The sequence below is a fragment of the Thiomicrospira sp. WB1 genome (assembly GCF_001507535.1).
Lineage (GTDB): Bacteria > Pseudomonadota > Gammaproteobacteria > Thiomicrospirales > Thiomicrospiraceae > Hydrogenovibrio.
Window position 1 is genome coordinate 554,893 of sequence record NZ_LQBN01000002.1, and the last position, 13,783, is coordinate 568,675.

A 13,783-nucleotide genomic window follows, 5' to 3' on the forward strand; every position below is an offset into this window, starting at 1 on the left:
TACAGTGGGCTATTTGGCGCAGTTAAAAATAATTTTGGGCGGCAGAATGACTCGAAATGTCGTCCCTTGTTCGTAGCTGCTCTGGACTTCGATGCGCCCTTTGTGGGCGTTCACAAAATTCGCCACCGAGGGCAGGCCCTGTCCTGACCCTTTTGCTTTGGTGGTAAAGCCATGATTGTATATCTGACTGAGATAGGCGCGAGGAATGCCCTCGGCCGTATCATGCACCTCGATCACAAATCGACCACTCTCGTCCAATCGCGTTTTAATCTGAATGCTTTTCTCTGCTTTATTGCTTACCTCTAACGCTTCCGCCGCATTCTGAACCAGGTTCATCAATGCCTGATAAAGCTGACTGCGAGAAATCTGCAAAAAACAGGCTTTATCCGTTTCGCCCATCATGACTTGCATGGAAACCCCTAACTCATCCAGCATTGCCTGACATGACTGGCGCAGATTATCGATCAGAGCAAACACGTTCACCGTGTCATCCATATCCGCCGAGGTGCCAGCCTGGCTGATGTCTGTTTGTTTTTCGCTCAAGGTATCGATCAACCCTGTCAGATCGTTCGCCAGCGCCACATCGGTCTTTGCAAAATAGTGTTCCAACGTTTCCATTAACGAATGATAGAGCGCTTGCACAAACTGCAGCGCCATAGCCAGGTCACCGCTGTCGGTGTTGATATTTTGTTCAGGCTGGTCCATCCACTGCTCAATCAATTGAACGGTGGCACGAAATTGCTCAACACCCTGACTAAGCACCGAGCGAGTTGCATTCATACTGTTAAGCGTGTTGCCCAAATCATGAACCAATTCCTTTTTAGCACGCGACAGGCCTTCCTGAAAGTGGGCGTATTCATCCACCTGTACCTGTTTCTTTTGCTCGGTGATGTCTTTGGCAACCCAGAAATAAAATAACTCACCCTCTGCGTCCGTTTTGGATTGAACCTGAGCCAGCGCCCAGCGTTGCTCACCGGCCGCATTAAAATACCGGGTTTCGCCCTCGAAATTGGCAAAGTATTGAGTGACACCCAAACGATCATTGGTCCATAACACCACATCGTTGATCGAGCGACCGATCAGCTGAGAGGCCTGCCAACCGGTTTCCAGCGTTGCACGCTTATTCACCGAGCGGATTTTTTGATCGGCATCAAATTGAATGACACTAAACAGGCTGTTCAGCAAATCCGCACCGCATCGGCATGCCTCTTCAGCATGGCGCATGGCATCCTGATTTGATAGGCAGGATTGAGCCTGATCAAGCCATTGACGCAATTCCAGGGCCGAGGGAAGGCGCGTCACCCATAACAGCCCCTGGTGCGGCAGCTGCCCTCGCAAAGCTTCAATGTCCGTGTCAGGGATGTTGGGCGACCAGACCAGACAAAACAACGCGGGTTGAATGCGATACCAGGCAGTCAGTCGCTCATACAGCTGTGCCGATGCGTCGGTTGCCAGCAACAACACCTCACTCGCCCGAATCTGAGCATCCGTCAAAAGCTCATCACGCCCATACACAGCTTGAGGACACACTTGTGCACACCGTTGGTTAAAGGCTTCCAACTCACTCACCACGCGCACGGTGGCCATAACATGCCTCCTTATTGACGAACGTTGAGCGGAAAACGCACTTCCGTGCGCATTCCCGTTTCAGGGCCATCACTGGTCAGAACAATTTTGCCACCGACATGCGACGCAAACTGTGCCACCATGGTCAGACCCATCCCTGCATGCCCAGGTTTACTGGTGTATCCCGCACCAAAAAAATGGTCGATGCGATCAGGGGCGGCGCCGATGCCATTATCAATCACATTGAGGACAAAGCTTTGGTCTTCAACGCCCATTTTTATTTGAATTTTTCCCTTGTGACCGGGCACGATTGCTTCTTGGCTCTGTAGCGCTTCCTCGGCATTGTATAGCAGCGCTGAAATAGCGAGTACCAACCGTGAAAAATAAGTATGCAGCGTCTGATGGTCGGACACAGACAGCTCCCATTGGATATCAACCTTCTCACGGGGTCGCGTCAAATTCGGCATTAACGCTTCCAGCTGCTCAATCAGGTCTCGCACTGAAAACACCGACACCTGATCACTTTCAACCGACAGACGTTGCAATGCATTGATTAACTTTGATAATTGACGCGCTTCCCCCAGCACCGTGCCGGTCACTTCATCAAAGTTGGCCTGTTGCGATGAATCCACGTCAAATTGGGAGGAAAGATAAGCCAGCAGCCCGGATTGAGCATTCATCTTGTCAGCCATGTCAGACAACAAGCTCTGAGTGACTTCATAATGGGCGGCTTCATACAGGTTGGATTCTGCTTTTTGCTGCAATTTGGTTCGCAAACGACTTAATTCGCGGTCTCTGGCCCAGGCCTGGCAGAAATTACGGGCAATTTGGACCACCTCTTCCGGCTGAAATGGCTTGCGCACAAACAACACGTCTTCTTGCAAAACCTCGGAAATATTGTCCATATCAACGTCGGTATACGCCGTCACAATCACGATATACACACGCGAGTCGAGTTTACGTAAGGCTTCTGCGGTCTGCAGACCATTCATCCCTGGGGGCATACGCATGTCGATAAAGGCCACACGAACCGGGGCAGACGAATGTAACTGGGCGGAAAAAACATCAATGGCTTCATCGCCCTGCTGTGCCGTCAAAAGCGTAAAAGGCAATTGACTGTTGGATGACAACAGACTTTTGGGCCGCGCTTCCACCAATTCGGCCAGGGTTTGCAGGGCCGACTCCGTATCACCCCGTTCACAAAAAAGATTTTGATACGCGGTAATTTGCCGAGGGTCGTCATCCACCACCATAATGGTCGGCGTTGGATCAATGGGTCTTGGCATGCGGGCGCTCCCAACGATAAATGGCCGTCACTTTTCTTCCCTGTTCATCAAATTCAAACTGGTGACACAAAGAGCGCACCAGTTTTATGCCTCGACCGGCATAACGATGAACCTCTCCGTCCGGCTGCGCCATGACATGATCACAGACGCCCTCACCGTCGTGCGTCACGGTGATATGAATATCTGCCTGATCCGCCGAGACAGGGGACTGCTTAATCTGTATGCCGATGCCACCTTGATTTAATTGAGCCAAACGCCTCTGTTTGAGCTCTGCGTAATGCAGAAAGCCCTGCGCATCCTGTTTAAGGGCCGAATCCAAGCATAACAGACCGTGCTCCAGCGCATTCATATAGAGTTCGGTGATCACCATAAACAAATCGTCCTTAAACGGCACCAAAGGCTGGGTACCACTGATGGCATCCACCACGGTTTCCACTGGCTTGTCAGCCTGTCGTAACTGATGGGTACCAAAATAAAAACTCAGTTCCCAAGAAGACGGATCACGCAATTGTTCCGCCAAAACACGTGCCGTGATCATGTCGGTTTTTTCAATCACACGGGCAATGTCGAGTTTGACAATGCTGACATCATCGTCGAACTCGCCATCACCACAAAAGTCCTCGGCGGCCTCAACCAACGAAGGGATATGAAGCCGGTGCCCCTGTAGCGCCTGGACCAGGCGTTCAAGTCCGAACATGTCTCCTTGCGCGTTCACCGCTTCCACCACGCCATCCGTGTAAAAGACAAACTGCTCATGCCCCTCAAGCATAAAAGACTTCAACTCAGGATGCCAATGCTCGTTTTCCACCACCCCAAGCGGTAAGGAATTAGACATCAGTCTTCGAACGTTGGGCGTAATGCCGTCAAAGACCAGGATCGGCTGCATCCCCCCGTTAAACACATGCGCTTTGCGCTTTTTGGGACTGACCTCGACAACCAGACAGCCGAAAAAAATGTGGTCGGGCAATATTTTTTTGAGCTTTCGATTGATTTCCAGAAGGATTTCTTTGATGTTGCGTCCTGCGGACACCATCGAATAAAACGTTTCGGCCACCGGGATTGCGCCGATGGCCGCAGGCAATCCATGGCCAGTAAAATCGCCCAGAAGCGTGATCACGTGACCGGAAGGTGTCACCGAAGAAAAAAACACATCGCCGTTGAAAATAGAGGCCGCCGAAATATGAACATCCAGGCCAGGCACCAATTGTCGCGGTCCATAGACAAACTTATCAAAAATCCGCTGAGCGGATTGATGCTCCCAGGCCAGATTTGAGTGCACCTGTGCCAACATTTCTTTGGACTGTTTCAGGTCATTATAAAAATCAAGGTTACGCAAAAGCGAATCCACCTTGGCCAGAAACAGTTCTTCCACAAAAGGTTTCTGCAAGAAATCATCGGCCCCGGCCTGCAAAATGCCCTGTAAACGCTGAGCGCCGACGACCGCCGTGATGACAAACACCGGATAGAACTGCTCGTCACTGCAGGCTTTGATGTGTTGCACCAACTCGGCACCAGACAAATCGGGCAAAGCAATTTCGGTAATGGTTAAGTGTGGGGCATGGTCATCAAACAGGCGAATGGCTTCGTGCCCGTTCTGTGCTTGAAGCACGTCGTAGCCATGCATTTCTAACAACAACTTTAGGTAAAGCCGGTTGGAGTTGGAAGGATCGGCGATCAGAATGCTGGCCATATTGGAATCAAGCTGCTCTGGTCGTCATATTGAAAAACGCATCAACTCACTTGGCGGGCGGGGGAATTTATGGCAAACAATTGGTCAAATTTTGACACTTTAAACACACGGTAGAGGGTGGTATTCACATTTTCCAGTGCCACACTGACCGATCGGTCGCTGACTTTCTCGCGCAACAACAACAACATGCCCAGTGCGGAGCTGTCCAGGTGGTCAGCCTGGGAAAAATCAATGATAATCGCAACGGCGGTATCAAGGTAATCGGAAATGACTTGATTAAAGTGATCATAACAACCGATATCAAAATGACCCTTGACCTGCAAACGAACTTCACCACCGGTCACTGTTGTTGATAATCCCATAGAAGGCGCTCCTCCCTGTCTTCATGCTCTTTTACGTGCCGCAACGGTTGATTTTGATTGTATCACCCTTTTCTTATAAACGGGCAGAGGACTCAGGCCAAGTCAATAAAAATTTTCAATCGCTGCACAGGTAAAGACTAGGGCTGACGCCCCTTTGAAATGGGGCCTTTATAAGCGATTGGTTTGCGTCCGCTCCCAGCTTGATCTATCGAAGTCATGCCCAAAAACGTTTATAATGCACTCTTTTCTCATTATCAACGCACTCAGGGCATTATGACGGCAACGAAACAAGCATCCTCCTCTTCACAAAGACAGATTCTGGTCACCAGCGCATTGCCTTATGCCAACGGTCCGATTCACCTTGGTCATCTGGTGGAATACATCCAAACCGATATCTGGGCCAGGTTCCAGCGTCAACGCGGTCACGAATGCCATTACGTCTGTGCCGACGATGCCCACGGCACCCCGATCATGCTTCGTGCTCAGGCAGAAGGTATCTCACCGGAAGCCTTGATCGCCCGGGTCAGCGAGGAGCATCAGTCGGATTTTGCCGGGTTTAACATTGCCTTTGATCATTACCACAGCACCAATTCACCCGAAAACGAACACTTTGCCAGCTACATCTATGAACAGCTCAAAGCACAGGGACACATCAGTCGCCATGTGATTGAACAATATTACGATCCGGACAAGGCGATGTTTCTGCCGGATCGCTTCATCAAAGGCACTTGTCCTAAATGCGGCGCGGACGACCAATACGGCGACAACTGCGAAGCCTGTGGCGCTACCTATTCACCGGAAGAGTTGAAAAACCCGGTGTCGGTGGTCTCCGGCGCCACCCCGATCAAAAAAGAAACCGAACACCTTTTCTTTGAACTGCCTCATTTTGAGTCCATGCTCAAAGACTGGACACACAAAGGTCATCTGCAGACGCAGATTGCCAACAAACTCAACGAATGGTTTGACTCAGGTCTGCGTGCATGGGACATCTCACGCGATGCGCCCTATTTTGGCTTTCAAATCCCCGGCGAGACCGATAAATACTTCTATGTCTGGCTGGACGCGCCTGTCGGCTATATGGCAAGCTTCAAGGCCCTGTGTGACAAAAAAGGACTGGACTTTGAGCGTTTTTGGGGCCCTGATGCCGAGGCCGAGCTGTATCACTTCATCGGCAAAGACATCATTTACTTCCATGCGCTCTTTTGGCCAGCCATGCTGTCGGGTGCCGGTTTCCGCACGCCGGATGCGATTTTCTCTCACGGCTTCCTCACCGTTGATGGCCAGAAAATGTCGAAATCACGCGGCACCTTTATTATGGCCAAAACCTATCTGGACCACTTGAATCCGGAATATTTGCGTTATTACTTTGCGGCCAAACTCTCCAGTCGCATTGACGACATCGATTTAAGTCTGGCGGATTTCACCCAACGTGTGAACTCCGACCTTGTGGGCAAAGTGGTTAACATTGCCAGTCGTTGCGCCGGCTTCGTTGTGAAAAAATTTGACCGTCGTCTTAACCAGGCCTGGTCAAAACAGGCCCAATCGCTATATCAGCAGTTCATCGAACAGAGCGACGCCATTGCAGACCTATACGAAAAGCGTGAATTCGCCCAGGCCATGCGGGAAATCATGCACCTGGCTGACCTGGCAAATGAATACATTGATCAGACCGCGCCCTGGGTTCTGGCCAAAGAGGAAGGCAAGCAAACTGAACTGCACGAGTCCGTCAGCCTGGGCATCAATTTGTTCCGAGTGCTGATCACATACCTGGCCCCGGTGTTGCCGGAAACGGCACAAAAAGCGAAAGCGTTCCTACAGGTGGATAATCTGGATTGGTCAGCCATTCAATCACCACTGATGGGGCATGAAATCGTCAAGTTCAAGCCCATGCTGACACGCGTTGACCCGGCCCAGATCGACAAAATGCTTGAGGCCTCCAAGGACGACGCTGCGGCTCAGAAAGCCATGCAACAGGCCGCACCAGACAATGACTCAAAGAGTACAGCCGACATTGAACCACTCGCGGATGAAATTAGCTTTGACGACTTTGCTAAAATTGATCTGCGCGTGGTACGCATTGCCAAGGCGGAGAGCGTGCCCGAAGCCAATAAGCTGCTCAAACTGACGCTGGATCTGGGCCAGGGCGAAAAACAGGTCTTTGCCGGCATCAAGTCAGCGTATGACCCAGCTGACATTGAAGGCAAGCTGACCGTCATGGTCGCCAACTTGAAGCCTCGCAAGATGCGTTTTGGAGTGTCCGAAGGCATGGTCCTAGCTGCCGGCCCGGGCGGTAAGGACCTGTTTATCCTCGAACCCGATGTGGGTGCGCAACCGGGCATGCGTGTGAAATAAAAGGTTGTCATGGAATACGTTTTGATTCTGATCAGCACGGTCCTGGTCAATAACTTTGTTCTGGTCAAATTTCTGGGGTTGTGTCCGTTTATGGGCTCGTCCCAGAAAGTCGATGCGGCCCTGGGCATGGGCATGGCCACGACTTTTGTCATGACCCTGAGTGCGGTGCTCAGTTACCTGATCAATCACTATCTGCTCACACCATTCGGCCTGGATTTTCTGCGCACCATCGGTTTTATTATTTCCATTGCGGTGGTGGTCAGCTTTACCGAAATGGCCATTCATAAAACCAGCCCGGTGCTTTATCAGACGCTGGGTATTTACATTCCTCTGATGACGACCAACTGCGCCGTGCTGGGCATGGCATTACTCAATGTCCAGCAGGATCACGGCTTTCTCGAATCCGCCATTTATGGCTTCGGCGCAGCGGCTGGTTTTACGCTGGTGCTGGTGCTGTTTGCCTCCATGCGGGAGCGCATCGAATACGCCGATGTGCCGGCTCCGTTTCGGGGGGCGCCTATTGCGCTGATCACAGCGGGCCTGATGTCCGTTGCCTTTATGGGCTTTAGTGGGTTGGTGGCATGATTGAAGCACTGATCGTATTTTTGGCTTTGGCAGTGATTTTTGGTTTGCTGCTTGGCTATGCCAAAATCAAATTCAAGGTGGAAGGCAATCCCGTCGCCGATCAAATTGATAACATCCTGCCGCAGACGCAGTGTGGTCAGTGCGGATTTCCCGGTTGCCGACCCTATGCTGAAGCCCTGGCTGAAGGCAAATCCGAAGTCAATCTGTGTGTGCCAGGCGGGCATGAGGTGATGATCCAGATTTCCGAAATCACCCATCGGGAACCCAAAGAAATGGATGAAACCAAAGCGCCACCGGATGAGCCAATGGTGGCGGTGATTGACGAAGACCTGTGCATTGGTTGCGTGCACTGTATCAAAGCCTGCCCGGTGGATGCCATTGTCGGCGCCACCAAAATGATGCACACCGTGATTGAAAAGGAATGCACCGGTTGTGAACTCTGTGTGCCCGTCTGCCCGGTGGATTGCATTGATATGGTGCCACAACGACCCACACCGCAAACCTGGCACTGGCCCGAACCCATTGCAAACAGTCTGGAGCGTCGATCTTGAACGCCTTGGTGGAACGAAAACCGCTCAAACACCGTTTGATTGCATGGCTGGGAAAACTGTATCCCATGGCCAAGCGCTGGCTGTACCATTTTCATGGCGGCGTGTTTCCCAAGTATCACAAATCGCTGTCCAACCGCCATCCATTACTGGAAGACTATATACCCGACCTTCTGACGTTGCCGGTGCAACAACACCTTGGCGTGGCCACCGAGCCGTTGGTTCAGGTGGGCGACCGGGTATTGAAGTATCAGCGCATTGCCGACACCAATAAAGGCTTGTCTGCGCCCATTCATGCGCCCACCTCTGGCTATGTGACCGCCATTGAGCCACGTATTCTGCCCCATCCGTCCGGCTTACCGGGGTTATGCATTCTGATCGAACCTGACGGTGAAGATCAGGCTCAACCCCTCACTCCGGCCAAGTCCCCCGCCACCCCTCAGGCGCTCAAAAAACTCGTGCATGAAGCGGGCATTGTCGGAATGGGTGGAGCTGGCTTTCCAACCTTCGCTAAAATCCCGGATCAGCGCGGTTGCATTGAGCATTTAATCATCAATGGCGCCGAATGCGAACCCTTCATTACGTGTGATGATCAGTTAATGCAACACAAGGCCCAAGCCATTTGGCGCGGCGCTGAAATCGTGGCTCAATCACTGGGGATTCCCCGCGTGCTTTGCGGCATTGAAGACAACAAGTCACAAGCCATTGAAGCCATGAATGATGCGCTCTCGGGCCTTTCGACTGCTTCACACGAACAAACGTCGTTTGAAGTTCACCCTGTTGCCACCGTCTATCCGATGGGCGGTCAGGAACAACTCACGCAAGAGTTGCTGCACCTGGAAATTCCGTCCGACAAGCACGCGATCGAAGTGGGCGTTTTGATGATGAACGTCGCCACGCTGGCAGCCATCGCCGAAGCGGCCGATGAGGGCAAACCGCTGATCTCAAGGTATGTCACCGTCTCTGGCATGGGGCTGGAACATCCTTTCAATGCAAACGTCTTGCTAGGCACCTCCTTTCAGGCACTGGCTGAAAAAGCCTCCCCTAAGACCGCGTTGACCTACCCGCTAATTCAGGGCGGACCAATGATGGGCATTTCCATGCACAGCAATAATGTGCCCGTGATCAAAACCACGAATTGCGTGCTTGCCAACCCGCCCGAAGCGGTTGAGCCTGCTATGCCCTGCATACGATGTGGCGAGTGTATGGATGCCTGCCCAATTCAGCTTCTGCCTCAGCAGCTATACTGGCACAGTCGCAGCCATGAATACGACAAGGTCAAGGATCTGAGTGTCTTTGATTGCATTGAATGTGGCTGTTGCAGCTTCGTCTGCCCCAGCCATATTCCGCTGGTGCAATATTACCGCCATGCCAAGTCCGAAATCGTGCGCATCGAAAAAGAAGACGCCGCCGCTGAACTCGCCAAACAGCGTCATGAGTTCAAACAGGCGCGTATCGAAAAAGCCGAAAAAGCCAAAAAAGCACGGCTTCAGGCGAAAAAAGACGCTGTCAAAAAGCAAGCCGCCGGGAAAAAACCCGCAACCGGTGCGGCGGCAGCCAAGGCCAGAGCTGCCGCGGCCGCTAAAAAAGCCGCTGCCGCCAAAACAACCAACCAATCCGAGACGTCGCCATCGGAAAAACCCGCGCAAACCGCACGCGAGAAGGCCATGGCGGCGGCCAAAGCGAGAGCCCAAAAAGCCAAAAACCAGGCCGACAATGCCCCCAACACCGATTCAGCGACAACCTCCACCGCCGAAGACAAACGCAAAGCCGCGATGGCCGCAGCCAAAAAACGAGCAAAGACACGCCAAAAAACAGAAACCGGCGCCAGTCCATTGAAGGCATCTGACAACGCACAGAGCGAATCAGACGACAAACGGCAACGCGCCATGAACGCAGCCAAGCAGGCCTCCAAGAAAGGTGAGTCGTCCGTCAGTCAGGAAGCGGGTACCAAAGCGGATACGACCGCCCCGACTCAGGACAAGCGCAAAGCTGCGATGGAAGCCGCTAAAAAACGAGCCAAGGCTCGCCAAATGCAACAAACAACCCCCGATCAGACTGAGTCGGACCAGGCATCGGACACTGAGGATTAACCCTATGTCGCTCCCCTATTCATCGCCCTATGTTCATAATGCCAGCAGCGTTCGTCGAACCATGCTTCAGGTTCAGATCGCTGCGTTTCCAGCATTGATGGCACACATTTACTTTTTTGGCTTTGGCATCACCATACAATGGGGACTGGCCGTCATCACCTGGTTATTGGTCGAATATGGCCTGTTAAAGCTGCGCAATCGTCCAGTTAAACCGTTTATTTCCGACATGAGTGGTTTGATCACCGTGACCGGTATTGTGTTCTGCATCCCTCCCGAATCGCCTTGGTGGGTCATTGTCAGTGCCGTCATCTTTGCGCTGGTCTTCGGCAAACATCTTTATGGCGGACTGGGCTATAACCCATTTAATCCAGCCATGCTGGGGTATGCATTTGTGCTAATTTCCTTTCCCGCTGAAGTGACTCAATGGACATTACCGACCGGCATTTCGGGGCACCACCTTTCCTTTTTGGAGTCGGCCCAGATCATTTTCACCGGACAGTTTCCGCCAGGCCTGATGCACTTGACCGGCGCCACACCGCTCAACGAATTGCAAACGGCCTTGATCAACGGGGCCAGTGCTGCCGAAACCTGGGCCAGCTCGCGCTTCAACGACCCGAATCTAGTCAATGGATGGTTTTGGGTAAATGTTGCGTTTCTGATCGGCGGGCTCTGGATGCTTTATAGTCGCGCCATTCGCTGGCAATATCCGGCTGGCTTTTTGGGGGCATTGGCTCTGATGGCAGCAATTTTTCATGCCATTGACCCAGATACCTACGCACCCGTCAGCTTTCATTTGTTCAGCGGCGGCGTGATGTTGGCGGCTTTTTTTATTATTACCGACCCCGTGTCCTCGAGCACCACGCCGATGGGGCGTTTGATCTACGCCATCGGCATCGGCGTCCTGGTTTACGTGATTCGAAATTGGGGCAGTTTCCCCGATGGCATCGCTTTTGCGGTCCTATTAATGAATCTTTTTGTACCATTACTCGACCAATACACGCAACCAAGAGTCATGGGGCACACTAGACGATGAGAATTCTGTCATGACTGATGAAACACCGTCTTTGAGCAGACAAATGTTTCAGACCGCGCTGAAGTTGAGTGCGTTTGTGGTGATCGCCGTCACGCTGCTCACCGCTGTCTGGCTTTTGACAGCCGGCCCCATCAAAAAAGCGGAAAAGCAGGCCTTAATCAAAACCTTGCAACAGGTCATGCCCGCCGATCACTACGACAACGATCTGCTCACTGATACGTTTACCTACACGCCACCGGATCATATGAACACGGATCAGCCCTTGACCGTTTACCGGGCACGCAAGAACAACGAGCCCGCCGGACTGGTCATTAAAACCGTGACACAACGAGCTTACAACCCCAATATGCACATTCTGATCGGTGTTGACGTCAATGGCCAAATTTTGGGCGTGCGAGTGATTAAGCATGCTGAAACCCCCGGACTGGGAGACAAAATCGACCCAGAAAAATCTGATTGGATCACCGAATTTAACGGTAAGCATTTGGGGGCACCGCCAATTGATCAATGGACCGTGAAAAAACATGGCGGTGCCTTTGATCAGTTCACCGGTGCTACCATTACGCCCAAAGCCGTCGTAGAAACGGTCAGAGATGTCCTCAAGCTGATCAAGTCCCAAGGAGATGCCTTATATGAGTAATGCCGACAAAACATCGACCTGGCAGACCTATAAAAAGATCATAGAAGATGGTCTTTGGCACAACAACCAAGCGTTGGTGGCCCTGCTCGGACTCTGCCCATTGCTCGCTGTCACCAACAATACGGTCAATGGCCTTGGACTCGGATTGGCCACCATGGCCGTCGTAATCATTTCAAATGTTCTGGTCTCCCTGATCCGCGATTACGTCTCATCAGAAATTCGTATTCCAGTTTTTATTGCCATCATTGCGGCCGCCGTCACCGTGATCGATTTAATGATGGAAGCCTATCTCAATACCTTGCATGGCATTCTCGGCATTTTCATTCCATTGATTGTCACCAACTGCGCCATACTGGGACGTGCTGAAGCCTTTGCCTCTCGCAACCCCGTGAATCATGCCCTCATTGATGGCTTTTTTGTGGGACTTGGGTTTGCCCTGGTTTTGATTGTTTTGGGCGCTCTGCGCGAGCTCATTGGTAACGGCACTTTATTTGACCAAATGCATCTGTTATTAGGCGACATGGCTGCCGGCTGGACACTCACTCTGCCCGACTTCTATCAGCCGGTTTTACTCGCCATCCTACCACCAGGTGCCTTCATTGGGTTGGGCCTGTTGATCGCCATTAAAAACGCCATCGAAATCAAAAAACGTGAAAAGCAGACCAATCAACTTGGTATTCAAGTGCAAACCGAACCAACACTTAATCAAACCGTAAAGCAGTAGCGTCATGAACAAGGCCAAACGACTGGAAATTTTTGAACGCCTGGCGGAACAGATTCCTGAACCAGAAACCGAATTAAACTACACTACGCCATTCGAACTGTTGATCGCCGTCATTCTCTCCGCCCAAGCCACGGATAAAGGCGTCAACATTGCCACCGCAAAATTATTTCCAGTCGCCAATACGCCACAAGCCATCCTGGATCTAGGTGAAGACGGGCTAAAACACTACATCAAAACCATCGGCCTGTTTAACAGCAAAGCGGCCAACATCATCAAAACTTGCCGACAGATACTGGCTCTACACAACGGCCAGGTGCCTGACAATCGAAAAGAGCTGGAAGCCTTGCCCGGCGTGGGACGAAAAACGGCCAACGTCGTCCTCAACACGGCTTTCGGACAGCCAACCATGGCGGTAGATACCCACATTTTTCGCGTGTCCAACCGAACACGAATCGCACCGGGAAAAACCGTACTGGAAGTGGAAAAGAAACTACTCAGAAACGTACCCAAAGCCTATCTGATGCCCGCGCATCACTTATTAATTCTTCATGGTCGTTATACCTGTACCGCACGCAAGCCTCGCTGCGGTGCTTGCTGTATTTATGACCTGTGTGAGTTCAAAGACAAAACGCAATACACCGAATAATCCTGTTTTATTTAACACGAAACAAAATAGGCAATTATTGTTAAATACAATATCCAATTTTCACCAGGCCTGGTAAAAAGAGAAAGAGGTCGGAGTACAGCGAAGCCGCAGAAGTTGGGTTACTTATCGTTCAGACATAAAAAAACCCATGAGGGGCTGCCTCACGGGTTTGGGATATAAGCTTGGGGATGACCTACTCTCACATGGGACCTCCCACACTACCATCGGCGCTGAGACGTTTCACTTCTGAGTTCGGCA

At 51.6% G+C, this 13,783-nt stretch carries 12 protein-coding genes; 8 read left to right on the forward strand and 4 right to left on the reverse strand.

Annotated elements, in window-relative coordinates; translation table 11 throughout:
* Positions 1–9: 9 nt before the first annotated feature.
* The 4 genes from AVO41_RS07055 to AVO41_RS07070 are packed head-to-tail and all read right to left on the reverse strand — an operon-like array spanning position 10 to position 4,904.
* Positions 10–1,587, reverse strand: coding sequence for an ATP-binding protein (locus AVO41_RS07055; protein WP_068584711.1), 1,578 nt, complete (start codon positions 1,585–1,587; stop codon positions 10–12).
* Between the two features lie 11 nt (positions 1,588–1,598).
* A complete protein-coding gene (locus AVO41_RS07060; RefSeq protein WP_068584714.1) occupies positions 1,599–2,852 on the reverse strand; it encodes a hybrid sensor histidine kinase/response regulator in 1,254 nt (417 codons plus the stop codon).
* Positions 2,836–4,542, reverse strand: a complete 1,707-nt coding sequence (locus AVO41_RS07065) for a PP2C family protein-serine/threonine phosphatase (protein WP_068584717.1) — start codon at positions 4,540–4,542, stop codon at positions 2,836–2,838. The genes AVO41_RS07060 and AVO41_RS07065 overlap by 17 nt, the downstream gene beginning before the upstream one ends.
* A 41-nt stretch (positions 4,543–4,583) precedes the next feature.
* A complete protein-coding gene (locus tag AVO41_RS07070) occupies positions 4,584–4,904 on the reverse strand; it encodes an STAS domain-containing protein (RefSeq protein WP_068584720.1) in 321 nt (106 codons plus the stop codon).
* A gap of 273 nt (positions 4,905–5,177) precedes the next feature.
* Here AVO41_RS07070 and metG point away from each other — a divergent pair, with 273 nt between their 5' ends.
* From metG to nth, 8 genes are read left to right on the forward strand one after another with little or no spacing between them, the layout of a single operon-like run.
* Complete coding sequence (gene metG / locus AVO41_RS07075) at positions 5,178–7,256, forward strand: methionine--tRNA ligase (RefSeq protein WP_068584723.1); 2,079 nt, start codon at positions 5,178–5,180, stop codon at positions 7,254–7,256.
* 9 nt (positions 7,257–7,265) lie between these two features.
* Positions 7,266–7,841, forward strand: a complete 576-nt coding sequence (gene rsxA, locus AVO41_RS07080; RefSeq protein ID WP_068584726.1) for an electron transport complex subunit RsxA — start codon at positions 7,266–7,268, stop codon at positions 7,839–7,841.
* Positions 7,838–8,392 (forward strand): electron transport complex subunit RsxB, encoded by a 555-nt coding sequence (gene rsxB / locus AVO41_RS07085; RefSeq protein WP_068584728.1) that lies wholly within the window; start codon positions 7,838–7,840, stop codon positions 8,390–8,392. The genes rsxA and rsxB overlap by 4 nt, the downstream gene beginning before the upstream one ends.
* Positions 8,389–10,482, forward strand: a complete 2,094-nt coding sequence (rsxC, locus tag AVO41_RS07090; protein ID WP_068584729.1) for an electron transport complex subunit RsxC — start codon at positions 8,389–8,391, stop codon at positions 10,480–10,482. The genes rsxB and rsxC overlap by 4 nt, the downstream gene beginning before the upstream one ends.
* Before the next feature lie 4 nt (positions 10,483–10,486).
* Complete coding sequence (locus tag AVO41_RS07095; RefSeq protein ID WP_068584730.1) at positions 10,487–11,515, forward strand: RnfABCDGE type electron transport complex subunit D; 1,029 nt, start codon at positions 10,487–10,489, stop codon at positions 11,513–11,515.
* 10 nt (positions 11,516–11,525) lie between these two features.
* Entirely contained in the window at positions 11,526–12,155 is a 630-nt protein-coding gene (gene rsxG / locus AVO41_RS07100; RefSeq protein ID WP_068584731.1) for an electron transport complex subunit RsxG, read from the forward strand.
* Positions 12,148–12,879: an electron transport complex subunit E gene (locus AVO41_RS07105; protein WP_068584734.1), complete on the forward strand. Its 732-nt coding sequence runs from the start codon at positions 12,148–12,150 to the stop codon at positions 12,877–12,879. The genes rsxG and AVO41_RS07105 overlap by 8 nt, the downstream gene beginning before the upstream one ends.
* A 4-nt stretch (positions 12,880–12,883) precedes the next feature.
* Positions 12,884–13,525 carry an endonuclease III gene (gene nth / locus AVO41_RS07110; RefSeq protein ID WP_068584737.1) on the forward strand — a complete coding sequence of 214 codons (642 nt, stop codon included), beginning with the start codon at positions 12,884–12,886 and terminating at the stop codon, positions 13,523–13,525.
* The last annotated feature ends 258 nt before the right edge of the window (positions 13,526–13,783 follow it).

What these genes read in the sequence shown, in the direction of transcription:
- AVO41_RS07055 (WP_068584711.1), bottom strand. Translation starts at nt 1,587, where the DNA reads ATGGCCACCGTGCGCGTGGTGAGTGAGTTGGAAGCCTTTAACCAACGG.
- AVO41_RS07060 (WP_068584714.1), bottom strand. Translation starts at nt 2,852, where the DNA reads ATGCCAAGACCCATTGATCCAACGCCGACCATTATGGTGGTGGATGAC.
- AVO41_RS07065 (WP_068584717.1), bottom strand. Translation starts at nt 4,542, where the DNA reads ATGGCCAGCATTCTGATCGCCGATCCTTCCAACTCCAACCGGCTTTAC.
- AVO41_RS07070 (WP_068584720.1), bottom strand. Translation starts at nt 4,904, where the DNA reads ATGGGATTATCAACAACAGTGACCGGTGGTGAAGTTCGTTTGCAGGTC.
- metG (WP_068584723.1), top strand. Translation starts at nt 5,178, where the DNA reads ATGACGGCAACGAAACAAGCATCCTCCTCTTCACAAAGACAGATTCTG.
- rsxA (WP_068584726.1), top strand. Translation starts at nt 7,266, where the DNA reads ATGGAATACGTTTTGATTCTGATCAGCACGGTCCTGGTCAATAACTTT.
- rsxB (WP_068584728.1), top strand. Translation starts at nt 7,838, where the DNA reads ATGATTGAAGCACTGATCGTATTTTTGGCTTTGGCAGTGATTTTTGGT.
- AVO41_RS07095 (WP_068584730.1), top strand. Translation starts at nt 10,487, where the DNA reads ATGTCGCTCCCCTATTCATCGCCCTATGTTCATAATGCCAGCAGCGTT.
- rsxG (WP_068584731.1), top strand. Translation starts at nt 11,526, where the DNA reads ATGACTGATGAAACACCGTCTTTGAGCAGACAAATGTTTCAGACCGCG.
- AVO41_RS07105 (WP_068584734.1), top strand. Translation starts at nt 12,148, where the DNA reads ATGAGTAATGCCGACAAAACATCGACCTGGCAGACCTATAAAAAGATC.
- nth (WP_068584737.1), top strand. Translation starts at nt 12,884, where the DNA reads ATGAACAAGGCCAAACGACTGGAAATTTTTGAACGCCTGGCGGAACAG.